The organism is Oceanobacillus sp. CFH 90083 (genome assembly GCF_009389585.1).
Lineage (GTDB): Bacteria > Bacillota > Bacilli > Bacillales > Amphibacillaceae > Oceanobacillus.
This window is the reverse complement of record NZ_VIYG01000004.1, coordinates 295,519-318,479: the sequence shown is the minus strand read 5'-3', so window position 1 is coordinate 318,479 and position 22,961 is coordinate 295,519. Positions and strand designations below refer to the sequence as shown.

General features: G+C 37.7%; 21 protein-coding genes and 2 other annotated features. Of the genes, 15 read left to right on the top strand and 6 right to left on the bottom strand.

The genetic code is table 11. The annotated features are described in order from the left end of the window. Positions 1-127 precede the first annotated feature (127 nt). Positions 128-1,204 (top strand): D-alanyl-D-alanine carboxypeptidase family protein, encoded by a 1,077-nt coding sequence (locus tag FLK20_RS08315; RefSeq protein WP_152656096.1) that lies wholly within the window; start codon positions 128-130, stop codon positions 1,202-1,204. A gap of 218 nt (positions 1,205-1,422) precedes the next feature. Here the strand turns inward: FLK20_RS08315 and FLK20_RS08310 are convergent, their stop codons facing one another. Further along, entirely contained in the window at positions 1,423-1,923 is a 501-nt protein-coding gene (locus FLK20_RS08310; protein ID WP_152656095.1) for an LURP-one-related/scramblase family protein, read from the bottom strand. A 270-nt stretch (positions 1,924-2,193) separates the two neighbouring features. Between FLK20_RS08310 and FLK20_RS08305 the strand changes: the two genes are divergently transcribed. From FLK20_RS08305 to FLK20_RS22110, 14 genes are all read left to right on the top strand, one after another. Beyond that, positions 2,194-3,807 (top strand): spore germination protein, encoded by a 1,614-nt coding sequence (locus FLK20_RS08305; RefSeq protein WP_152656094.1) that lies wholly within the window; start codon positions 2,194-2,196, stop codon positions 3,805-3,807. Next, complete coding sequence (locus FLK20_RS08300) at positions 3,797-5,023, top strand: Ger(x)C family spore germination protein (RefSeq protein WP_152656093.1); 1,227 nt, start codon at positions 3,797-3,799, stop codon at positions 5,021-5,023. Before FLK20_RS08305 ends, FLK20_RS08300 begins: the two co-directional genes overlap by 11 nt. A gap of 17 nt (positions 5,024-5,040) precedes the next feature. Continuing rightward, the gene (locus tag FLK20_RS08295) at positions 5,041-6,129 is read left to right on the top strand and encodes a GerAB/ArcD/ProY family transporter (RefSeq protein ID WP_152656092.1); all 1,089 of its coding nucleotides are present in this window, start codon (positions 5,041-5,043) and stop codon (positions 6,127-6,129) included. 68 nt (positions 6,130-6,197) lie between these two features. Further along, entirely contained in the window at positions 6,198-6,422 is a 225-nt protein-coding gene (locus tag FLK20_RS22380) for a YczF family membrane protein (protein ID WP_483310477.1), read from the top strand. Between the two features lie 80 nt (positions 6,423-6,502). Beyond that, on the top strand, positions 6,503-7,591 hold the full coding sequence (locus FLK20_RS08290) for a GerAB/ArcD/ProY family transporter (RefSeq protein WP_152656091.1): 1,089 nt from the start codon (positions 6,503-6,505) through the stop codon (positions 7,589-7,591). A 112-nt stretch (positions 7,592-7,703) separates the two neighbouring features. Continuing rightward, the gene (locus FLK20_RS08285; RefSeq protein ID WP_152656090.1) at positions 7,704-8,252 is read left to right on the top strand and encodes a nitroreductase family protein; all 549 of its coding nucleotides are present in this window, start codon (positions 7,704-7,706) and stop codon (positions 8,250-8,252) included. A 107-nt stretch (positions 8,253-8,359) separates the two neighbouring features. Next, positions 8,360-8,597: a binding site (T-box leader), on the top strand. Between the two features lie 38 nt (positions 8,598-8,635). Beyond that, positions 8,636-8,892: a binding site (T-box leader), on the top strand. Positions 8,893-8,973: 81 nt separating this feature from the next. Next, complete coding sequence (trpE, locus tag FLK20_RS08280; RefSeq protein ID WP_152656089.1) at positions 8,974-10,374, top strand: anthranilate synthase component I; 1,401 nt, start codon at positions 8,974-8,976, stop codon at positions 10,372-10,374. Then, positions 10,358-10,954: an anthranilate synthase component II gene (locus FLK20_RS08275; protein WP_152656088.1), complete on the top strand. Its 597-nt coding sequence runs from the start codon at positions 10,358-10,360 to the stop codon at positions 10,952-10,954. Before trpE ends, FLK20_RS08275 begins: the two co-directional genes overlap by 17 nt. Then, positions 10,951-11,976: an anthranilate phosphoribosyltransferase gene (trpD, locus tag FLK20_RS08270; RefSeq protein ID WP_152656087.1), complete on the top strand. Its 1,026-nt coding sequence runs from the start codon at positions 10,951-10,953 to the stop codon at positions 11,974-11,976. The genes FLK20_RS08275 and trpD overlap by 4 nt, the downstream gene beginning before the upstream one ends. Beyond that, positions 11,977-12,768, top strand: coding sequence for an indole-3-glycerol phosphate synthase TrpC (trpC, locus tag FLK20_RS21595; RefSeq protein WP_194165577.1), 792 nt, complete (start codon positions 11,977-11,979; stop codon positions 12,766-12,768). Position 12,769: 1 nt separating this feature from the next. Next, entirely contained in the window at positions 12,770-13,375 is a 606-nt protein-coding gene (locus FLK20_RS21590) for a phosphoribosylanthranilate isomerase (protein ID WP_194165576.1), read from the top strand. A 15-nt stretch (positions 13,376-13,390) separates the two neighbouring features. Continuing rightward, complete coding sequence (gene trpB / locus FLK20_RS08260; RefSeq protein ID WP_152656086.1) at positions 13,391-14,602, top strand: tryptophan synthase subunit beta; 1,212 nt, start codon at positions 13,391-13,393, stop codon at positions 14,600-14,602. Next, positions 14,589-15,365 carry a tryptophan synthase subunit alpha gene (gene trpA, locus FLK20_RS08255; RefSeq protein WP_152656085.1) on the top strand — a complete coding sequence of 259 codons (777 nt, stop codon included), beginning with the start codon at positions 14,589-14,591 and terminating at the stop codon, positions 15,363-15,365. Before trpB ends, trpA begins: the two co-directional genes overlap by 14 nt. Before the next feature lie 533 nt (positions 15,366-15,898). Next, complete coding sequence (locus tag FLK20_RS22110; RefSeq protein ID WP_255473818.1) at positions 15,899-16,024, top strand: hypothetical protein; 126 nt, start codon at positions 15,899-15,901, stop codon at positions 16,022-16,024. Positions 16,025-16,144: 120 nt separating this feature from the next. On the opposite strand, the gene FLK20_RS08250 is transcribed toward FLK20_RS22110, so the two are convergent. From FLK20_RS08250 to FLK20_RS08230, 5 genes are all read right to left on the bottom strand, one after another. Further along, positions 16,145-18,535: an FtsX-like permease family protein gene (locus tag FLK20_RS08250; protein ID WP_152656084.1), complete on the bottom strand. Its 2,391-nt coding sequence runs from the start codon at positions 18,533-18,535 to the stop codon at positions 16,145-16,147. Next, positions 18,528-19,196 (bottom strand): ABC transporter ATP-binding protein, encoded by a 669-nt coding sequence (locus tag FLK20_RS08245; RefSeq protein ID WP_152656083.1) that lies wholly within the window; start codon positions 19,194-19,196, stop codon positions 18,528-18,530. The genes FLK20_RS08250 and FLK20_RS08245 overlap by 8 nt, the downstream gene beginning before the upstream one ends. Before the next feature lie 9 nt (positions 19,197-19,205). Continuing rightward, entirely contained in the window at positions 19,206-19,733 is a 528-nt protein-coding gene (locus tag FLK20_RS08240; RefSeq protein ID WP_152656082.1) for a VanZ family protein, read from the bottom strand. Between the two features lie 67 nt (positions 19,734-19,800). Continuing rightward, positions 19,801-20,196: a hypothetical protein gene (locus FLK20_RS08235; RefSeq protein WP_152656081.1), complete on the bottom strand. Its 396-nt coding sequence runs from the start codon at positions 20,194-20,196 to the stop codon at positions 19,801-19,803. A 1,517-nt stretch (positions 20,197-21,713) separates the two neighbouring features. Further along, the gene (locus FLK20_RS08230; protein WP_152656080.1) at positions 21,714-22,961 is read right to left on the bottom strand and encodes a hypothetical protein; all 1,248 of its coding nucleotides are present in this window, start codon (positions 22,959-22,961) and stop codon (positions 21,714-21,716) included.

The following is a 22,961-nucleotide window of genomic DNA, read 5'->3' as shown; positions in this document are numbered from 1 at the left end:
ATCTTAATTTAGTAACTGATTGCGCAGAGCCAAATAAAGTTATTTCTTTCAAATAGCTCATTACCAGAAAAAATCTATCCTAATAATTATATGGAATCAATATTTTAAAGCAAGGAGATATCATAATATGCAAGGAATTAGCTGGATTATCCTTTCTGTGATTTGTTTCATACTGATTGGCTGCGAGCCGCAAGAAGTCTTTCAATCACAAGAAGATGCTCCGCCATCTGAACAGACAGTACCCGAAGATCGAGATATGGAGAGGGACAAGGAAGCCAAAGGGCAAGAAATTGAAGGCAACGAAATAGAAGAAACGGCAATAGAACCACCCGATGCTCTATTGCAGAAATTTGATACAGATAATGCTGTATCCCAATTAAAGAACGCACTAAATACAATCGGTTATGATTTAGAACTGACGGATAATTTTGATGAAGAACTAACCTGGGCTATAACAGATTTTCAATTACAATCGGAGGACTTGGTCGTTTCGGGTGTGTATAATAAATCAACTAGAGAAGAATTGCTGCTTTATATGGAGAATGATGACATGATTGAGCCTGGTGAAGGGTTAGCTTTACCTCCTAAAGAACCCGAAAAAACAGAAACAGGAATAGAAATCAGCAGCAATCCATACGACGAATTAGCGCTGATAAACAAAAGCTTTGCACTCCCGGATGATTATATTCCTGAAGATTTAATCGTACCAGATGTGCCTTTCCCTTTCACCGAGGATTTACCTCAAAAGTACATGCGTGAAAATGCGGCACATGCCTTAGAAGAATTATTTGCAGCTGCCGAGGAAGCTGAATTAGAAATGTTTGCCCAATCTGGTTATCGCTCCTATGACCGGCAAGTAGATATATTTACCGCCAATGCGGCACAGCATGGAGAGGATCATGCCAATACCTACAGTGCCCGTCCTGGAGAAAGCGAGCATCAAACCGGACTGGCTATGGATATAACCAGTGCAGAAGTAAATTTAACATTGGTAACAGAGTTTGGGGAAACAGAGGAAGGAAAATGGCTTGCAGAGAATGCTCCAAAATATGGATTTATTATCCGTTTTCCAGAAGGTAAAGAAGATATAACCGGATATCAATATGAGCCTTGGCATGTTCGTTATGTCGGTGAAAAAACAGCTAAATATATAACGGAACAAAATATTACTTTAGAAGAATACTATGAAGAGCAATTTGAATAAGCATCCCAAGCAAGCACATTAAAATGAATATTTGAACAGTGCTCCTGTTTAAGCATACCGTGAAAAAAATCTAACCAACAGCCTGGTACCGAATTCGGTACCAGGCTGTTTTCATTTCTCTTGCTCTCTTCTTAAACAGCTAAGATAATCATTACATACAGTAGTTATCTATTAAGTTTCCCAGAAGTTTATTTTTGACTCGAACAGAACTTACAAAATCAATTCGAGAATGTTGTCGCTGAAGCTGCTGATTGATCCGCCTTCACACAATCAATTGCGACAACAAGTGCAATAAGACTGGTTTCTATCTCTTCTTTCAATGCCTGGACCTTATAGCTGTCTCCCCATGTGAACCACTCCTTGCTTACCTTCCCTGCCAGCTCCCCCTGCTGATATACCTGAAAATTCATATCCCACCAGTTTCCATGTACTTCAATACTGGTAGCATCAATGGTATAACGTGCTTTAAAGAAAGAGGGCTTCTTCTTGATTGTCAGTGCCTCCTGACCATGCACCGTCACAAAAAACTTCGGTAAAAAGCTGATTGGTTTTTTCGTGATCAGTGCCACCTCTTCCCCCTGTATATTCTTAATAGAGAAAGTTTTTGGTATACGCATAAAACTCCCTTCCACATAGTAAGCGTCTTTTTCTTGTTGATCTTTTACTGTAAATTTTTCACTTAAACTGAATACCTTTTGCTTTATATATAAATGCTTCATCCTTTTCCTCCTCATCATACGCAGACGCGCATATATTATGTAATACTAAAATCTTCTCTATAAGGTTTCACTCTTATACGGATTTATCCTATATAATAAGACCGAATTGTATTTAACAGTTTATTAAGCTTTCTAAATAATTTATCCAGTTTATTTTAAAACCCCCTCTTTCTTCCAAGTTCTCCCCTGAATATTACAGCTTGTTCGTGCATAAAAAATTTACTTACTGAACAAATTAGAGGTAATCACAACAACGAGGTGTCCTATGTTATGTCCTACCGTAAATTTCTAAAAAAGATGAATCGTAAAGAACAAAGTCAAGATTTAGAAAAAGATGACCCCAAAAGCATCGACACTTCGCTCACTGAAAATTTGAATATTATTAAAGAAAAAACAGGAAACAGTCCAGATATCATTATCCGCATTATATCATTTGGTCATGACCCTAAAGTGCGTACCGCTATCATCTATGCGGACGGGCTTGTGGACAACCCAACCATTAATGAATATTTAGTGGAATCGATGGAGAATAACGTTCAAGAAAAACTTCATGGAAAAGATCCATTCACGATTCTTTCGGAAAAAGTGGTTGCACTTGGGAGTGTAAAAACCGCCAAAGACTGGGATTCATTATTCCAATCTTTATTGTCAGGTGACACTGTGATTCTGATGGATGGAAAAAACGAGGCCTTGATTGGCAGTACCAAGGGTGGAGAAAGACGTTCTATTGAGCAGCCGGACTCGGAAGTATCCATTCGCGGATCTAAAGAAGGATTTACGGAATCCATCGCCACCAATATTTCGCTCGTGCGCCGAATCATTAATAATCCAAATTTATGGGTGGAGCCAATGAATTTGGGAAAACAAACAAAAACAGATGTTTCGATCATGTATATAAACGGCATAGCCGATAACGACACGGTTGAGGAAGTTCGCCACCGTTTGAGACGGGTAAATCTCGATAGCATTCTTGATTCAGGTTATATTGAACAAGTGATTGAAGATGAGAGCATAGGCTTATTTCCAACAATTATCCATACAGAAAGACCTGATGCTGCAGCTGGTAACCTTCTTGAAGGAAGAATTGCAATTTTTGTCAATGGGTCGCCAAATGCATTAATTGTTCCGGCAGTAATGATTCAATTTTTCCAAACTCCTGAAGATTACTATATGCGATTTCCGATTAGTACATTCATTCGGCAGCTGCGGGTTCTCATGTACTTGATTTCTCTCATTGGTCCTGCTCTTTACGTCGCGATTACCACCTATCATCAGGAAATGATTCCAACTGGCCTGCTGATCATTATCGCCTCACAGACAGATTCTGTCCCTTTCCCGGCGATTGTTGAAGCTTTAATTATGGAAGTGACCTTTGAAATTCTGCGTGAAGCTGGTCTGAGGATGCCAAACAAGATCAGTTCGACCATATCCATTGTCGGGGCACTTGTCATTGGACAGGGAGCAATCCAGGCTGGTATTGTCTCGCCGGCAATGGTCATCGTCGTTTCAGTTACAGCTATTGCCAGTCTGGCAACGCCTTCTTATGATATAGCCATCTCTGCCCGATTGATTCGTTTTGCTTTTATGTTAAGTGCTGCCATCGCCGGCTTTTATGGCATCATTCTCGGATTGATTATGCTGACTGTCCATCTTGTCAGCTTGCGTTCATTTGGAGTTCCATATATATCACCACTCGCACCATTTGAACCAGGCAACATCAAGGATACGATTCTTCGCGCACCATTGTGGGCACTCAATGAAAGACCGAAATTTTTAAGCGCTAAAAACAGGGTGCGTCAAGGAAAGAACCAAAGACCGCAAGTTCCAATGTCACAGGGGATGGTACGAGCAGATACGAAAGAAGGAGATAAGAATGAATTTTAAATGGATAATTTCCTGCTTTATGATAATCTGCCTCACGCTGCTTTCTGGGTGCTGGAGCAGTAAAGAATTAACAGATTTAGGAATCATCTCTGCTTATGCATTGGATAAAAACGAAGACGGCGAATATGTAGGCACATTTCAAATCATTAATCCAATGAATGTCCCCGGCTCACTTCAGGGTGGGGCATCTGGCCAAAGGCCTGCCGTAACCACCTTTACCGAGACAGGAGTCAATCCAACTGAATTGTCTAATCGTGCCTCAAGAAAAATTTCAAGAGATCTCTATTATTCGCATACCAGCCTTCTGGTCATTAGCGAGGAGCTTGCCAGAGACGAAGGTCTGTCAGCAATTTTGGATTCGATGGAACGCGCTCTTGAGTTCCGGGCAACAGCGAAAGTAGTGATTACACGAGGAATAAAGGCAGGGGATTTTATCAAAGTATTAACGGGAATCGACCAAATCCCTGCTGAAAATGTACTCAAAACATTAGATTCTACCGAAAAACTGTACGGAGAAAATATAAACACCAATCTTCAAGAATTCATTCAATCTCTTACTTCCACCGGGAAAGAACCCTTGGTCAGCGGATTTTCATTACTTGGCGATATGGAGAAGGGGAAAACAATGGAGCAGCTGCATTCAACGGATTTTGATGCCATTCTTGAAGCAAATGGCCTAGCTGTTTTTAAAGAAGGAAAGCTGGTAAATTGGCTCGACGGGGAAAAGGCAAGAGGAACAATGTGGGGATTGAATCGCATTCATGAAACACCTGTGAGTATTGACTGGGAAAATCATAAAAAAGCTATCGCCTATCGTGTGATACGCCAAAAAACAGATGTATCGGCACAAATGAAAGACGGCAAACCGGCAATTTCAATTACCATCCGGGCAGAAGGTGATCTTCGTACCGTTGCAGTACCTGTCGATGTGACTGACCCACATGTACTGCTTGCAATCGAGAAGGCATTAGGACAAGAAATTAAGAAAGAGGTCGAGGCAGCAGTTCAAGAGGCCAAAGAAAATAAAACCGACGTGTTTGGGTTTGGAGAAAAGCTGCATCAATCCGAACCCGATGTGTGGAAGAAGCTTGAACAAGAGTGGCAGGATGTGTCCTTTCCTGAATTGGATGTCGATATAACGGTCGAGGCCTTTATTCGCCGTACCGGTGTAAGAAACAATCCGTATCTTTTTGACCTTGAAAAGAAAAGTGACTAGAAAGGGAGGGTTCACTCTTGGAAAAAGCAAAAATTAGCGCAAGCCAATTGTTTATTCTTATGATCTTATTCCAGCTGAGCAATTCCCTATTGATCCCTCTTGCAATCAATGCCGGCCGTGACAGCTGGCTGGCGATTATTATTGCAATGATCGTAAGCATCTTCTTATTTTCTGTCTATCAGGCACTTTACCAGTATTATCCTGCTCTTCTGCCGACGGATTATATGGAAAAACTTATCGGGAAGGTTTTCGGGCGAACCCTGGCATTCCTCTACATCCTTTTCTTTTTGTTTTCTGCCGCACGGGTACTGCGGGAATTCGGAGTAATGCTGCTATCCCTCGCCTTTCCGGAAACCCCTTTATTCGTTATGAGTGCCTTGTTAATTCTTGTGGTTGTTTATACCGTATATAAAGGAATTGAAGTCGTTGCCAGGACAGGAGAGCTTCTTTTTGTAGTCATGGGTCTGCTTGGGCTATTTTTGCTTCTGCTTATTGCTATCTCAGGCTTGATTGATATCTCGAATCTAAAACCATTTCTGGAAGAACCATCTAAGGTAATAAAAACGGCATTCACAGAAACATTGTATGTTCCCTTTGGCGAAATCATTGTATTTACGATGATTTTCCCATACTTGAATCAAGCAAGGAAACTGAAAAAAACGGCTATTTTCGCGATAGGGACAACAGGTGTTATCCTTGCTTTGACTATGGCTTTAAATATCAGTGTTCTTGGTCTAGCGCTCACGGAACGTGCTCTCTTTCCTTTGTTATCAACAATACAGTCCATCGAAGTCGGGGAGTTTTTGGAACGTGTGGACGTTATTTTTGTTCTTATTCTGGTGATCGGCGGATTCTTTAAGGTAAGTGTGTATGTATATGGAGCTGTGATCGGTACAGCAAGCCTGTTTAATATCAAAGAGCCTTCAAGGCTAGCCTATCCTCTGGGGATGGTGGTTCTATTATTATCAATGATTGTTGCGAACAATTATCCACAGCATCTTCAAGAAGGGTTAAAAGTGTTCCCGCTCTATGCACAGCTCCCCTTTCAAGTTATTATTCCTGTCCTCCTGCTGATTATCGCCTTTTTTAAAAATAAAAAAACATAATCAAATCAGAAAAGCAATGGTATCAATGAACAGCCAATTGTTTATACAACTAGTGGAGAGTGATAAAAATGAAGATCCTCGGTATTTCTCTATTCATGTTCATCCTTTTAGCAGGTATTTCCTTAGGGTTCGACCTTCTTCAAGGATTTAATTTATCTACAATTTTAAAAACATTTAACCCTTTATATGTTATGGAACTGCCTGAATTAACGGTACTGTGCCTGCTTATTTTGATCTTAATTTTGCGTCCTGTGTTTTCCTTTCTGCAGAAACGACAAGAAAAAAAGAGATAGACATCATTTCTTAGTCTGGAAAAACGTTGGGATCTTTTTTATCGTGAAAGAAATAATGATTCAGAAAGGATGGGATATTCGTGGAAAAAGCGAGAATTAGCGCAAGTCAGCTATTTGTCCTTATTGTCCTGTTTCAACTAAGCAATTCTTTTTTACTTTCTCTTGGAATCAATGGAAAGCAGGATGCCTGGCTGATTATTCTTATAGCAATGGCAATCAGTATGGTACTATTTTTCGTCTACTATGCACTTTATCAATATCACCCCGGTATTTTGCCAACGGAATACATAGAGGAGCTCATAGGCAAGCTTTTGGGAAGGACACTGGCCTTTTTATACATTCTCTATTTTATCACGATCGCTTCCAGAGTATTGCGAGATATTGGGGAGACGTTGGTAACATTTGCCTATCCAGAAACCCCTTTGTTTGTTATGAATGCTTTAATGATTTTTGTGGTTGTTTATACCGTCTATAAAGGGATAGAGAACATCGCAAGGACTGGAGAACTGCTTGTTGTAATAATGTTTCTGCTTATCCTATCCATATTTCTGCTCGTTGTTCTTACAGGGCTGATTGATACCTCGAATTTGCAACCAGTACTGGAGAACCCGTCCACTGTGATGAAAACTGTTTTTACAGAAACGTTGTATGTTCCTTTTGGAGAAATCATTATATTTACCATGATTTTCTCTTATTTAACCCAACCAAAGAAAGTGATAAAAGCAGGGGTACTTGCAATAAGCGTAACCGGTGTTATTCTTGCAATAACCATGGCCTTAAACATCAGCGTTCTCGGTGTAATGCTCACCTCCCGCTCATATTTTCCAATGCTAACGACGATACAGTCCATCGAAGTCGGAGAGTTTTTGGAACGTCTGGACGTGTTTTTTATCCTTGTCCTTGTAATCGGAGGGTTCTTTAAAGTAACTGTGTATACATACGGAGCCGTGATTGGCACCGCAAGCTTGTTTAAATTCAAAGAACCTTCCAAGCTGGCTTATCCTCTGGGAATTGTGATTTTAATATTATCAATGATAATCGCAAGCAGTTATGCGGAACATATACAAGAAGGATTGAAGGTATTTCCGCTCTATGTTCATATCCCCTTTCAAGTGATCATTCCTGTTTCTCTCCTTCTTATTGCTTTTGTCAAGAATAGAAAGAAATGACCGAATGAAGAAACCCGAGAACGCATCCATCAAAATATAATTGCAAAATTTTCATAAATTCGTTACAATTTAATTGATAATACTTATCAATTATTGTATAGGAGTTTATTTTATGAGTCGAACAGAGCTTGCAAGATTAATTCGGGAACGTCGTGCAGTAAAAACAGGATACAACGATAAAAAAGTAACCAAAGAAACAGTGATGCAATTATTAGAGGAAGCCATCTGGGCTCCTACTCACGGGATGAGGCAGCCTTGGCGCTTTCTTTTTGTTGATAAGGATCAGCTTCCCGGCTTTGCTAAAAAAGTTGCATCTACATATCCTCAGGAAATACAGGAAAACCGGGAAAATTATTTAAATGAACCAAATGCAATCCTTGTTGTCATTATGGAGACTTCCGATATTCCCAAGCAATGGGATGAGAATTTTGGTGCTGTAGCATCTATGATTCAAAATTTTTGGCTGTTAGCCTGGGAAGAAAAGCTGGGTGTCGTCTGGAAAACAAATCCGCATATCTATGACGAAAAAGTAAAAGAAATCCTCGATGTGAAGGACAACGAAAAAATCGCCGGCTTTATTCACATGGGCTATTTTGATGAAGTCCCTAAAGAGCAGGAGCGCATTCCATTGGCGGATAAATTTGAGGTATTTGAAGGCTGATAAATTACTTTTGAATATCTACTAAAATCAGATATTTTAATTTTTTTCTGAAAATCTATTGACAACTGCCCGTCTCTTCGTATAGTATTAATTTCAATCAATTAAATGATATGGCGTTGATGAAGAGTAGTAATTACAGGCAAACTCTAAAGAGAGCTGATGGTTGCTGTGAATCAGTGAGTATTCTTGTAATGAATGGACTTCGGAGCTCCAAACCGAAACATAATCGGAGTAGGCTTTGGCGGAATTGTTTCCCGTTACGGAAACTTAGGAGATAGTAATCTTCTTTTAGAGTGAGCTGCACGTCAGCTAATAAAGGTGGTACCACGGTCCCTCGTCCTTTTATATATGGATGAGGGGCCTTTTTGTATTTATATGTTATAAAATAAGCGATGATGAAGAGTAGTAAATAATCTGCACTGTATAACAGAGAGCTGATAACTGGGTGGAATATCAGTATGCAGGGATTATTGAATGGACTTCAGAGTGTTTTTCTTAAATGGTGCATTTACACCTGAGTAGGAAAAAACGTATTTCCGACGTTATACGGATAGGGTACCTGCATTTCCTTGTACCTGATAAAGATAGAAAGACCATTCTTTCTAAACAGAGGTGGCACCGCGGCCCCATCGTCCTCTACAACACATCATTGTGTTTGTAGAGGATTTTTTTATTTCAAAAATTTAATCACAGAATCTTCAAATATCAAGGAGAGATAATCATGACAGCATCTGTAACACATCAGACTTATTCCATTGACGGATTAATCCCCATTCAGGTTTTTCAAAGTCTGCCACAAGTTAAAAAATATTTGCTGGAGAGCAGCTTCCCACATGAAGAAAAAGGACGTTATTCCTTTATTGGACTTCACCCCCATCAAGAAATTATCGGGCGTGGAAAAGAAACGATGCTTATCAGCTCCTCTCATGTAGAGCCGCTTGTGGTACATCAGCACGCATTACATTTCTTACAGGAAATTATGCCAAAGCTTGAAATATCCCTTCCTCTTCCTTTTTACGGTGGAGCAGTCGGTTATATTGGCTATGATACGATTCAAGTTTTTGAGGATACCGGTCCAGCACCATTCGATGATCGGAATATGCCTGACATTCATTTGATGCTTTTTGAGGATACAATTATTTTCGATCATGAAGAGAATAAACTCCACCTTGTCGCTATCGATCAGAATGACGGGACAGAGGAAAATCGGAAGCAGCGTATTGAAAAACTAAAACAATATGTAAAACAAGCAAGGAGCACTGCGCTTCCCACTCCGCAAAAATATGCATTTATACCAGAAATCGAGCAAAAGAAATTTGAAGAGAACGTCCAAATTGCCAAAGATTATTTGCAAAAGGGAGATATTTTTCAAGTTGTTTTATCCCAGCGGTTCTCAAGAGATGTCGAAGATGAAAGAGAGTTTGGACTTTCCTTCTACGAACAATTACGAAGACATAACGCCTCACCTTATATGTTCTATATCGACTTTCTGGACTATACCGTACTCGGTGCCTCACCGGAAAGCCTGATAGAAACAAATGGAAGCCGTGTTGTCACTAATCCGATTGCCGGAACAAGAAAACGGGGTAAAAACAAACTAGAGGATCAGGCACTTGCTGAAGAACTGTTAGCAGATGAAAAAGAACGGGCAGAGCACCGGATGCTTGTAGACTTAAGCAGAAATGATCTGGGCCGTGTCTGTGAGGTAGGCAGTATCGAGATTCCAGTTTATATGACGATTGAGCGTTATCAGCATGTGATGCATATTGTTTCAGAGGTAACAGGCAAATTACGTCCCGATTATTCAGGAATTGATGCACTTATCTCCTGTCTGCCAGCCGGAACAGTATCTGGAGCACCGAAAATTCGGGCGATGCAAATCATCAATGAGCTGGAAACCGTAAAGCGTGGTCCTTATGGCGGTGGAATCGGCTTTATCAACTTTGAGCATGATGTGCATATTGCACTTGCCATCCGCTCCATTGTTATTAAAAATTACAAAGCTTATTTTCAATCCGGAGCCGGTGTTGTCTATGATTCTGTCCCATTCAATGAATATATGGAAACTATTAACAAAGGAAGATCTTTTATGGAGGTGCCTGAACTTGATTCTATTAATTGATAATTATGATTCTTTCACATACAACCTGTATCAATATGTTTCCGAATGCGGTGTACACGTTGAAGTAATCCGCAATGATGAAGTTACTCTGGAAACCATTCAATCACTTGAGCCCGAGGCTATTATTATTTCACCTGGACCAGGTTCTCCAAAGGATGCCGGGAACTGTATTGACATTGTTCAGACCTTTTATAAACAGCTGCCCATACTGGGAATTTGCTTAGGACATCAGGTGATTATGGAGGCTTTGGGAGGCAGAGTTATTCAGGCTTCTACCATTAAGCACGGAAAAACATCGCTGATCCAGCATGATGAATCCGGGCTGTTCCAGGGGCTCAATAACCCGGTTGAAGTCATGCGTTATCACTCTCTGGCTGCAGAACAAATCTCAGTACCTTCTGAATTACGCATTACCGCAACAGCTGCCGATGATAATGAAATTATGGGAGTGGCGCATCAAACTTATCCTGTTTACGGACTGCAATTCCATCCTGAATCCATCGGCACACTGGATGGAAAACAAATTATCTCTCATTTTGTTGAGATGCTGACGATGCAAAAGGAGGAGGCAACACCATGAAACCGTATTTTAATCAATTACTTGAAGGAAATGATTTATCATTTGAAGAAACAAAAGCATTATTCCATGCCTGTTTTAAGGAAGAGGTTTCCGATGCAGAGCTTGCTGCCATTTTAGTTGCCTTAAAAATGAAACAGCCGACAGCAGAAGAGCTGGCTGGCTTAGCAGAAGTGATTCATACGAACTCCCCTTTTCAATTTGAGCTGGATATTCCGGCAATGGATAACTGCGGAACCGGCGGCGACAGATCGAACAGCTTTAATATCAGCACCTGTGCAGCCTTTGTCTTAGCTGGAGCGGGGGTTACTGTTGCCAAACATGGAAACCGCCGTATCTCCAGTCAGACGGGAAGTGCAGATGTATTGGAAGAACTGGGTGTCTCACTTAATTTAACAAAGCCGCAGCTCCAATATATGTTGCAGGAAAATCAAATTGCCTTTTTATTCGCCCAGCATGTTCACCCTACCCTGAAGCAGATTGCCGGTGTACGTCAAAAGCTTCGTACACCGACCATTTTCAATCTGGTCGGTCCATTAACCAATCCGGTTACTTTACATTCACAGCTGGTTGGCGTTTATTCCAACGAAGCATTGCCGATTGTCGCAAAAGCGTTACAAACACTCGGACGAAAGCGCGCTTTAGTTATTCATGGTGCAGGTGGAATGGATGAAGCCTCCCTGCAGGGTGAAAACAAATATATTTTACTGGAAAACAACGAATTAAAAGAAGGCAGCATTCATCCGGAGGAAGCTGGATTATCCGTCTATACCAATCAGGAGATTGAAGGCGGCGATGCCAACCGGAATGCAGAAATTTTGCAGTCTGTACTGAACGGAGAACCCGGTGCTTATCTGGATACAGTCCTGTTTAATGCAGGAATTGCTTTATTCGCTATCGGGCGTGTTAATTCCGTCCAAGATGGGGTGGAGGTTGCCAGAAACAGCATATTCTCAGGAAAAGCGCAGGCAAAATTAGATACATTGATCCAATATAGTCAGGAAACAAAACGGGAGGTGGTTTAAATGACTTTTTTAGAAAAAATAATTGATAAGAAAAAGCAGGAGGTTGCTGAACGGAAATTACAAACAGCCGGGAAACATACTCGAAAAAATCCGATTTATTCACTGCATGAAAACGTTCAGGCAGCTGATCATATATCTATTATTGCAGAAATCAAACGGGCCTCCCCTTCTAAAGGGCCAATTCAAATGCATGTGGACATACTGGACCAGGCAAAAAAATATGAACAATCCGGTGCAGCTGCGATTTCCGTTTTAACCGATGAAAGTTTTTTTCACGGTTCACTGGAGGATCTTAAGGTGGTCAGTGAAGCAGTCTCCGTTCCTGTCCTCTGCAAGGATTTTATTATTGATGAAATTCAAATTGATGATGCCAAAAATGCAGGAGCATCCATTATCCTGTTAATCCTTGCCGCACTGCCGCTTGAACGGTTTCAGCGTCTTTACAACTATGCGACAGAGCAGGGGCTGGAAGTACTCATAGAAGTGCATAACGCCGATGAATTAAAGGATGCACTGACTGTCAGCCCGAAAATCGTCGGGATTAATAATCGCAATTTAAAAACATTTGAAGTCGATTTACAGACAACGGTAGAGCTGGTTCAACAAATAGACGAAAATGGACTGACAATTATCAGCGAAAGCGGAATGCGTACAAAAGCAGATGCAGAGCTGGCAAGAGATGCAGGCGCTAATACCATTTTAGTCGGCGAAACATTGATGCGCTCGGAAAATGTGGAAAAAGACATGCAGGCATTGCAGGTACCTCTCTCCTCCGCGAAAGGGGCTTCCTGATATGCTTGTCAAAATCTGCGGAATTACATCTCCTGAAATTGCCGAAGCTGCTGTTCATGCCGGAGCGGATTTTTTAGGATTTGTTTTCGCTAAAAGTAAACGGGAAATTTCAGCAGATCAGGCTCGAAAAATTATTGAAGCATTGCCTGAACATGTAAAAAGTGTTGGTGTTTTTGTAAATAAAGGCGTGAAAGAGATAGAAGAAATCGTACAGGAAGCTGGACTTGATTTTATACAGCTGCACGGAGAGGAATCAGCCGAAACTGTCAGCAGCTTCACATCTCCTGTCATTAAATCGCTTCCCGGGACGGAGGGAGGTTTAAAAAAAGCAGCTGAATATAATGCTGCTTCTTACCTGTTAATGGATAGCCCTCCCCTCCCCCATGCACATGGAGGTAACGGGATTACCTTTAACTGGTCCATCCTAAAAGGAAATAATTTTTCCAACCGGCTAATTTTAGCAGGCGGATTGACAGCTGAAAATGTAGCAGAAGCCATTCAGCAGGTGAACCCGATTGGGGTAGATGTTTCCAGCGGTGTTGAAACAAACGGAGAAAAAGATCCGGATAAAATAAAAGCATTTATCCAGGCAGTTAGACAGCTTTAGAAAGGAATCGATCAAATGCAAACATATACATTTCCAGATGAATCAGGAAAATACGGGAAATTCGGAGGCAGATATGTACCTGAACTACTTATGCCAGCTGTTTTAGAGCTTGAAAAAGCTTATGAAGCAGCAAGAAAAGATCCTTCTTTTCAGGAGGAATTAAATAATTATCTGACAGAATACATTGGCAGAACGACTCCATTATATGAAGCAGAACAATTAAGCAAGCATTTAGGCGGTCCAAAAATTTATTTAAAACGGGAAGATTTGAATCATACCGGAGCTCATAAAATTAATAATACCATCGGCCAGGCGCTTTTGACTTTACGTATGGGCAAAAAGAAAGTTGTCGCTGAAACAGGAGCGGGACAGCATGGGGTAGCTACAGCAACCGTCTGCTCTCTGCTTGGGCTGGAGTGTATTGTTTTTATGGGGGATGAAGATATCAAAAGGCAGAAGCTCAATGTCTTCCGTATGGAGCTTTTAGGAGCAAAAGTTGTCGGTGTCTCTCAGGGCAGCGCAACATTAAAGGATGCCGTGAACGAAGCATTGCGCTATTGGGTGAATAATGTCCACGACACACACTATATCATCGGCTCTGTTGTCGGACCACATCCCTTCCCCCGCATTGTCCGGGATTTTCAATCTGTTATTGGTACGGAGACAAAACAGCAGAGTATTGAAAAACAAGGGAAACTGCCCGATGCAGTCGTTGCTTGCGTAGGCGGCGGAAGTAATGCGATGGGAATGTTTTATCCTTTTGTGGAAGATAAAGAAGTTGCTTTATATGGTGTCGAAGCAGCGGGTAAAGGTGTAAATACCAATGAGCATGCTGCCACGTTAACTGGTGGATCCCCCGGAATGCTGCATGGTACATTTACTTATTTACTTCAGGATGAAGCCGGACAGATTCAGGAAGCGGCTTCTATTTCTGCCGGATTAGACTATCCAGGCATTGGACCGGAGCACAGCCACCTGCACGATACCGGCCGGGTTACCTATCCTTCGATCACGGACGAAGAAGCATTGGAAGCTTTTCAGCTGCTTGCTAAATTAGAAGGAATTATCCCTGCTCTCGAGAGTGCACATGCAGTTGCCTATGCCTGCAAGCTGGCAAAAGAAATGTCTGCTGACCAGTCATTAGTTATCTGTCTGTCCGGACGCGGAGATAAGGATGTAGAACAGGTTAAAGCAAAGCTGGAGGAGGATTCCAATGGGAAAGCATAAATTAGAGAATACATTACATCAGATAAAAGCAACCGGAAAGCCTCTATTCATTCCTTATATGATGGCAGGTGACGGCGGAATTGATCAAATCAATGAACGTATTAACTTCCTGGAAGAATGCGGTGCATCGGCAATTGAACTGGGTATCCCTTTTTCAGATCCCGTAGCAGACGGTCCTGTGATCCAGGATGCCGGACTGCGTGCATTAAAAAACGGAACGACATTAAAGCTGGTTCTTGAAGAGGTACAGAAACAAAAAGAATCACGTAACATCCCAATTATTTTAATGACCTATATTAATCCAATTTGGAATTATGGCTACGAGCAATTTGCGAAGGATTGTGATGCTGCCGGTGTAGATGGCATTATTATCCCTGATATCCCGATGGAAGAGGAAGAAGAAATTGCAGCAGCGCTTTCTGACCAGTCCATTGCATTTATCCGCTTAGCTGCAATGACAAGTCCGGATGAACGTCTGAAGAAAATTGCCGGTATGTCAGAAGGCTTTCTATATGCCGTCTCTGTCAGCGGTACTACCGGAGAACGTGCACAGCACGAAGATAGCACGATTAACTATTTAGAGAAATTAACAAAGCTAAGTCCTGTCCCTGTCCTGGCCGGGTTCGGCATTTCTAATCCAGATCAGGCAAAATCCTTAGCCGCTTATTGTGACGGGGTTATTGTCGGCAGCAAGATTGTCCACTTGTTTGCAGAAGGAAATCAAACAGAAATTAGAGAATTAATTGGTGAGACAATTAAATAAATGTATGTTTGCATTGATATAAGTGACGAGACAACCATTTTTATATCGCATAAACTATATTAGAATCTGGACAATGTAGTCTTTGATTCAACCATCACAACAACCCATGCCTTGAGGAAGCTGTTTGCCACACGCAGCTTCCGTTTTTTTTTTGGCAGAACTCCGCTGTCACAAATCCTTCAAATTTTTTCAAACAAAACACTTGTCAAACAGAATGAAATACTATAGTATCTGTAAAGGCTAAGCAATTTTCATCAATCAATACTTTCAACCTAAATAAATTTCAGGATAAGATAGAATGCTTATGAACTAATCTGACCCTATACCGTAGACAGTTTATTTTACGCAGGAATCTCTGCGGGCGAACGGCTGTCTATTATGTGTGTGCGAAAAAATGAAAAATGACGCTGCGACATTCCGGAGAAGCAAGCAATCTCTTAGCAGATATGAAAAGTACACATCTTTTTCTCATGTCTCACATACATTAAGAAACTGACCGGTCATTTTCGAAAACAAACAGGAAGGTGAAATATATGTTAAAAAAACTTTTTGGACGTAAACGTAAAGCACAACAGGATATTTATATGCAAAATGAAGAGCATTTACTGCGTGAACGTTTAGCAGTAGAGTATGATACCATTCGTGCTGGTATTAGATAATTAAAAAAACCTTAGCTATTCCATACTAGACAAAATAGCTAAGGTTTTTAATTAAAATTAACAAATAACTTATTCAACTTACTCAAACTATTAAATTGGAATAATACACATTTAAAATTACTATCTAATAAGGGCCAATATAGATAAAGATCTTACTCTTGTTAATAGACACAGAACTAAAGTCACAAGAAAAACAAACGTTATTGAAAAACCAAACAATAAATCTGGTAAATAATAAACCACCGGAAAATCTGAATTCTTCCATACAATCATGATAAAAATAAAACTACTTAAAAGAATTCCAGAGAAGTAAGCCACAACTAATTCACAACACAACAAACCAACCATTTTTCCTTTCGTCAAGCCATTTGCTAAATAAATTGCCCACCTTTGCTTGCTAGCTAAAAATTTCCCAAAAACTATTAAATACATAGATATAGCAACTAATAGACTAGTTACCCAAAAATTGAATACCCCTAAGAAACCAACATATTTAGCTATTTTATTATCCTCTACTCGAAAAATATTTAAATCTTGAAATAGCACATCAGGTACTGTAGCAACAGTATCAAGAATCTCATTATGAATCTCTTCATGTTGTGTCTCCGTAAGATTATCTTTTAAAGTAATATCTACCGCAGTAAATCCCTGTGAAATACCATTTTCAACAGCTTGTTCTCCAATTAATACAAACGTTACTTCTTCAGTATTATCATTTGTATTATAAAACACGCCATCCAAACGATACAACCATTCTTCTTGTTCATATTGAGTATCATTTTGAGTCAACTTACTTAAAACAATGTCATCTAATGTTCTAAAATCCTCTTCATTTAAATTACTATTTGAAGGTAAAAGAATAATTAATCCGTTTTCCGTAAGATTTGTTTGCATATTCCCTAGTAATTGTTCATATTCTTCTGAATTTACCCATTGATAGCTAATATTATTCCAAGGTAGATAATTTGAATCAGAATATTTTCTTTGAGAATCAATTAATACTCTATTCGAGTCTTTTGGAAAGTTTAATTCTATTTCATTCAGTACACCTTGCGAAATTTTATCATCAGGTATCAAAGGAACTACATCTATCATAGCTGGTTCTCCAACAATAGATTCTATGCTAGGATTTGTTTTAAGCTGGTTAATCCTTTCGTAATCAAATGGAATTAGTTCCGTTAACAAAACTAATTGATTATTCTGATCAATAGATATATACCCTGAATGACTTATATAATAATCTTCTTGAATATCCCAGATTCCCATCGTTTCTTTTTCCAGATATAATGAATAGAACACTGAAGTGATACAAAATGTAATAATAATCGTTTGAGCAATGAAGGATTTTGTATTATTTTTCAGATAATCTAAAGTTTGCTTTATAAATGTTTTATTGTATACAACTTGTTGACTCGCTTCTATTCCTTTTAATAAGGTTAGTGGGGAATTCGTTAACAGTTTTTTAACTTGTTTTATAGTTGTATATACGTTTAAAACGAAGATTAGGATTAACCAAATAATAATACCTGCCACAAATTTCCAACTAATATGATATAATGAATAACCAAACGTATGACTAATAAAAATATTTGTAATCATATATATGAACGGAATAGATATGATTACACTAACTAAAAATAAGATAGTTAATTGAATTACTTCAATTTTCATAATATCCTTATTTGTAAAACCAATTGTTTTATAGATACCTAATTTCAGATTATAATTTGCTCGATAGTATGAGAATGCTAATATAATACAAATAACAGCCAGTATTAATACCATTATTTGAAACACCGTTGTAATAAGTGTTATCATTTCATAATCCATAAAACCATTATAATATAGCTTACTATTAAGGAAACCATTATCAAGATCTGAAAATACATCTGCACTTTTAGATTGGTTTTGATTAATTGAACCTTTTAATTGAATAGCGTAAAAATTATCAGATGTTCTTAGTTCATTTTTCTCAGATAGAATAATATTAGGAAAATCATTGATTCCTTTTTTCAATTCATTTGGAGCACTCCAGCGATAGGAATAATTCTCAACAATTCCAGATAGCTTTAGCTCATAATTTTTCCCTTGAACCTTAAAGGAACGTGTATCACCAATCTTCCATTGTGGATCAATCTGAGAAATATAAAATTCTTCGACTACTACCTCATTTTCATTGTTAGGTAGCTTTCCTTCTATAACATTCATTCTGCTCCATTCAAACATTTCCTCACTCATCCAACCTAAGGAAATTTTATCTTTTTGATCCTCAGATACAGCTAAGCCAAGAATACCATAAGTTGCATAGTCCATATTATCGGCAGGTTCATTATATAAAACCCCATCAAATTCCCCATATTCTTCGTAGGCTCGATTTTCTAAGTAGTTTTTTATTCCATCAGAAGAGAAATATAAAGAGAGTATAACTGTTATAGATATACACATATATATACATAACAGAATACTCCATTTTTTTTGTGCTATTAATAATTGAATTGAATTTTTAATCATAGCTATCCACCAAATCTATTTCTCCATCAGTCATAAAATATTTTGTATGAGTAGTCTTTATAAGGTTCTTTTGATGAGAAACAATCACTAAACTAGTGTGATACAACTTATTTAAATTCAGCAAAAAATCAATAACAATGTTGCTAGTTTGTTCATCTAAGTTACCAGTTGGTTCATCGGCAAATATAATAGATGGGTTATTAATTAATGCTCTAGCAATCGCCACTCTCTGTTGTTCTCCACCTGATAAATACATCGACTTACTATCTAATAGTCTTTCTATCTGTAGACCCTTAGCTATATTGTCCAAATTAAGCCTACTATTTTGTTCCTCATTAAATTGAGTGGGGAGAAGTATATTATCTCTGGACGTTAATTCAGGTAATAAATGGAATGACTGAAATACAAATCCAAATTCAACAGCTCTAATTTCAGATTGAACTTGATCAGATGCTTTATAGATATTTTTTCCATCCAAAAGAACTTCTCCGGCTGTAGGCTCCTCCATACCGCCCATGATACTTAGAAGTGTAGATTTTCCTGAACCACTTTTTCCTTCAATAACATGTATAGACCCTGGCTTGATAGTAAAATTTATATTATTCAATATGGTTCTATAGCTACTTTTTTTATTTATATTTATAAGCCTCAAGGTTTTCATAGCAATCTCCTAATTTATAAACTTTGATTTTTTCACTTTCAAAAATCGTTTAGCAACTAAATACCCCAAAATAATTCCTGTTGAGTTTAATATTATATCATCGACATCCACAGACCTAGTAGTAAACCCTATAACATGAAGAAAAAGTTGTCCACATTCAATTATGATAGGAATTATGAAAGACATAATCACCATTTGACCACAGGTATTTCTATTAAAATACAAATAAAGACCAATTGGGAAAGTGAGTACTATATTACCCAGAACATTAAATACAACATTTTTAATAGAGACGACTCCTAAATAAGCCTCATAGATATAACTAAATATCGAATAAAACGGAATCAAATTAACTTGTATATCTTCAAACAACACATGTGCTCGAAAAAACCAAACAATATAGATTAGAACAAGGCAATAAAATAAAAATGCTATATTTATAATTTCATTAACGACATAATCAAACCTTTTTTTTATAACTTTATAAACTACATAAAATAAAACAACTGGTAAAAAGACAAACAATAGAAACTCCATTTTTCTTTCTCCTATTCAAAACATATACGGAATAGAGAAGATTTCTCTATTCCGTATATCATTATATTTATTGATTAATTGTTCCTGAACCTTTAATTCTGTCTCCTGTTGACGAATACTTGTTAACATTGACACTATAAGAACCCTTTTTAACTTTCCCAAAACTTTTTGTAGCATTCTTATTATTAGCTGTAATCGGACCTACTGAATAAGACTTAAGGCCTTTCCTTATAAATACCGTAAAGGATGATTTATCACTCGATACTTTTTCACTAGGAGTATAGGTTTGTCCTTTGGCTTTTGTAGAAGTAGATTTTGCACCTAAAGAATAATCAGCAGAACCCGTTACACTATGTCTGATATTAAAAGTATATGATTTAGAATAGGCTAACGCACTGCTAAAAGTACCAAAAAACATCGAAACAATAAGTGCAAAAATAATTATTTTTTTATTTTTTTTCATATAGTACTTCCTCCATTTTAAAATTAGCGATCGCTTTATGTATTAATACAATGAAAATATTACCATGAAACTTTTATATTGTAAAAGTATTTTTTTGAAGATAATCCAAGTTTTTAAAAATATTAGATACTATAATTCTAGGATAATATTCTTAGAACGAAAATATTATACCACATTCCGCTTTATCCAAACTACCCCTATACTTAGATTTCACAAGTAATAAGGGGTAATTTTCTATGATTGAAAACCCTATTGTTACCGCAACAATTTCTGCATCACCTACTTCTGTATCTGCAACTCCCAATGCGAAGTTTTTTGAAGCTCTTTGCAGCTTACGATTTTTGAAGGCTGCTCAAAACTCTTGGAACTGCTTTTATAAAGGAGATATACTACCATACTCGTTGACTTTTCCAAGGTACAGAATTGTAAGTTAATCAGTAGTTATAACGATTTTTTCGAAAGATTTGATGAAATGACTACAATAACAACATTTAATTACAATTGAATCTAATGAGTAAATCAGTCTTTCTTATTTTGTAGAAAAGAAACCTTGTTTTAAATAGTGAACTAATGGAGAAGTTTTTTTACTATACTAAGCTATATCCCCAAGGAAAATTAACCTAGCGACATTCGCAAACCAAAGCAAAAAGACTGATATCGAAAGAAAAAGAGTAGATATTTTTCCTCAATCTATTAAAAATCAACTTGCCTAATTCAGGGCATTCACTTTATTGTAAAAAGAGAAATCCTGATGGATTTTCTTTCCTTTTATAGTAATAAAGTGTGGTAAAAGAAATTGTTAAAACATAAGAAGATAGGCAAATTGACAGAATTAGAAGAGAAGCTGGTGAAAAACAGATCGAACATCTGATGACTAAAAATCTAAAACAAGCAGGGTAAATCGAAGGCATAGCCACTGAAGTAAAGGATACTATTTCAGCTAAAAAATCTTAAAGAGCCATGCGCTCAAATAACGAAAGACTGGCCTATTGAAGAGGAAAAACATACCCTCCATCAGATAGCCAAGTCTGTTCGCTTTGTGCCAGCACATTCAAACACCTGGAAAGTAAGCAGCTTATAAAGAGCTGAAGTACATCTCAGCACTTGTCTTGCCTCTCTTTCTTATTAATTTCTTTGTTCTTATTGCAATTTCTCATATCTGTATTTTATTACCTATATCACATGATAACTCTATATCATAAAACCGTATGACTGCTTTTTCTTTATCTTTCCATACTTTCACCTTTTACACTAGTGTAATACTAAAGGAAAGGCTAAAAGATTATAACATCTTAAGACAACAGAGTTATATCTTATAATTATAAATCAAAAAATGAACATAATACTAACTTATCTAAGGAAGGATATAGAAGAAAGATACATCTGAGGAAACAGTGCATCAAATAAGGAAAGTTCATCAGCCAACCAAAGATAAGCAGAGTATATTTCTGAAGTAGTTCTATCCTCGATACACTCCCGGAACTTATTTAATCAAAATACTTTTTCACATTTTATTTTTACTTTGCCTTAAATTCTAGCTGATATAAATCAAAATATTGATAATGTTTCATAGAGTTCCCTGCTTTAACAATGCCCTGATAAACATTTTCTCCTGTTTTCAAATCAAAGACATTCACTGAAATATCAGTTACTGACCGTGAAGAAGATGTAGGAAACACAATGTAGAAGTAACCATTATGAACATTTGTTAAGGGATATACATCCTCTTTCCCTATTTCTAGGTCACCATTTAACACATTTTCATCAAAAATAACTTCCCGTTCTTTTAAGTTCCTATCAAACTTCATTAACGTGTAATTTGCTTCCTGAAGTATTCCTAAATAAACGTCTCCATCATAAATCCTAAGAAATTCCCCTTCATATAAGCTTTCTTCCGATAGATCAATTGATTTGAAACTATCCTTCTCTACATTGTATAGACGTAATTCATATTTAAGCGGAGAATCTTCTACCATACTGTCATTCTGATCTACTTTATATTCATCATAGGTATAAAGATAATTCACTTCTCCATCAATCAGACCACTATCTTGATAATGTAAAGAAGTATACACCCCTTCTTTTTGTTCAATATCCTTCTCTAGAAATTTTATATCTTCTACTGTTTGATTATTTAAATCAATGACAAGAATGGCATTTTCATCTGTAAAAATATCTGTCTTTTCATCGTATTGTCCTTCCATATATACTTGAACATATAATTTATTATTATTGATATTTATAGAGGTTACACCATACATCTGAAGATTTTTTTCGACAGATGCATCAAACCTGCTCACTTCTTTCGTTTCTTTATCAAGGATTTCTACATGTATGTTATTCTGTCCATCGATTCCCCAGTCTAAATTGTCTCCACTTACATAAATAAGGTCAGCTTCTGTTTCTATAAAGTTCTCACTCCATAGTTTTTTACCACGCATAAAGCTTTTATACTCTTTAATATATTTTTCCATTTGTAAATCTCCATTGTTCCCCCCATGATACATTCCTCTCGGTTGTTCAATCCTTTTCGATTCATTTAAAGATAAACGAAAAGGATTTAATACCATATTGTAGTACTGCGCACTGTAACTTTCTTGCCCATCCCCTATTATTAAAACATCCTTTACAATCTCTTCATCTCCAGATACTGTTTTCCAGTTAAAATCAATCTCTTCACTATCCATCAGGTAAAAACCAATAATGATAACGGAGATGAAAATTAATGCAATATATATAACTGAATAGCGTTTTATATGATTCAT

What these genes read in the sequence shown, in the direction of transcription:
- FLK20_RS08315 (WP_152656096.1), top strand. Translation starts at nt 128, where the DNA reads ATGCAAGGAATTAGCTGGATTATCCTTTCTGTGATTTGTTTCATACTG.
- FLK20_RS08310 (WP_152656095.1), bottom strand. Translation starts at nt 1,923, where the DNA reads ATGAAGCATTTATATATAAAGCAAAAGGTATTCAGTTTAAGTGAAAAA.
- FLK20_RS08305 (WP_152656094.1), top strand. Translation starts at nt 2,194, where the DNA reads ATGTCCTACCGTAAATTTCTAAAAAAGATGAATCGTAAAGAACAAAGT.
- FLK20_RS08300 (WP_152656093.1), top strand. Translation starts at nt 3,797, where the DNA reads ATGAATTTTAAATGGATAATTTCCTGCTTTATGATAATCTGCCTCACG.
- FLK20_RS22380 (WP_483310477.1), top strand. Translation starts at nt 6,198, where the DNA reads ATGAAGATCCTCGGTATTTCTCTATTCATGTTCATCCTTTTAGCAGGT.
- FLK20_RS08285 (WP_152656090.1), top strand. Translation starts at nt 7,704, where the DNA reads ATGAGTCGAACAGAGCTTGCAAGATTAATTCGGGAACGTCGTGCAGTA.
- trpE (WP_152656089.1), top strand. Translation starts at nt 8,974, where the DNA reads ATGACAGCATCTGTAACACATCAGACTTATTCCATTGACGGATTAATC.
- trpD (WP_152656087.1), top strand. Translation starts at nt 10,951, where the DNA reads ATGAAACCGTATTTTAATCAATTACTTGAAGGAAATGATTTATCATTT.
- trpC (WP_194165577.1), top strand. Translation starts at nt 11,977, where the DNA reads ATGACTTTTTTAGAAAAAATAATTGATAAGAAAAAGCAGGAGGTTGCT.
- FLK20_RS21590 (WP_194165576.1), top strand. Translation starts at nt 12,770, where the DNA reads ATGCTTGTCAAAATCTGCGGAATTACATCTCCTGAAATTGCCGAAGCT.
- trpB (WP_152656086.1), top strand. Translation starts at nt 13,391, where the DNA reads ATGCAAACATATACATTTCCAGATGAATCAGGAAAATACGGGAAATTC.
- trpA (WP_152656085.1), top strand. Translation starts at nt 14,589, where the DNA reads ATGGGAAAGCATAAATTAGAGAATACATTACATCAGATAAAAGCAACC.
- FLK20_RS22110 (WP_255473818.1), top strand. Translation starts at nt 15,899, where the DNA reads ATGTTAAAAAAACTTTTTGGACGTAAACGTAAAGCACAACAGGATATT.
- FLK20_RS08250 (WP_152656084.1), bottom strand. Translation starts at nt 18,535, where the DNA reads ATGATTAAAAATTCAATTCAATTATTAATAGCACAAAAAAAATGGAGT.
- FLK20_RS08245 (WP_152656083.1), bottom strand. Translation starts at nt 19,196, where the DNA reads ATGAAAACCTTGAGGCTTATAAATATAAATAAAAAAAGTAGCTATAGA.
- FLK20_RS08240 (WP_152656082.1), bottom strand. Translation starts at nt 19,733, where the DNA reads ATGGAGTTTCTATTGTTTGTCTTTTTACCAGTTGTTTTATTTTATGTA.
- FLK20_RS08235 (WP_152656081.1), bottom strand. Translation starts at nt 20,196, where the DNA reads ATGAAAAAAAATAAAAAAATAATTATTTTTGCACTTATTGTTTCGATG.
- FLK20_RS08230 (WP_152656080.1), bottom strand. Translation starts at nt 22,961, where the DNA reads ATGAATCATATAAAACGCTATTCAGTTATATATATTGCATTAATTTTC.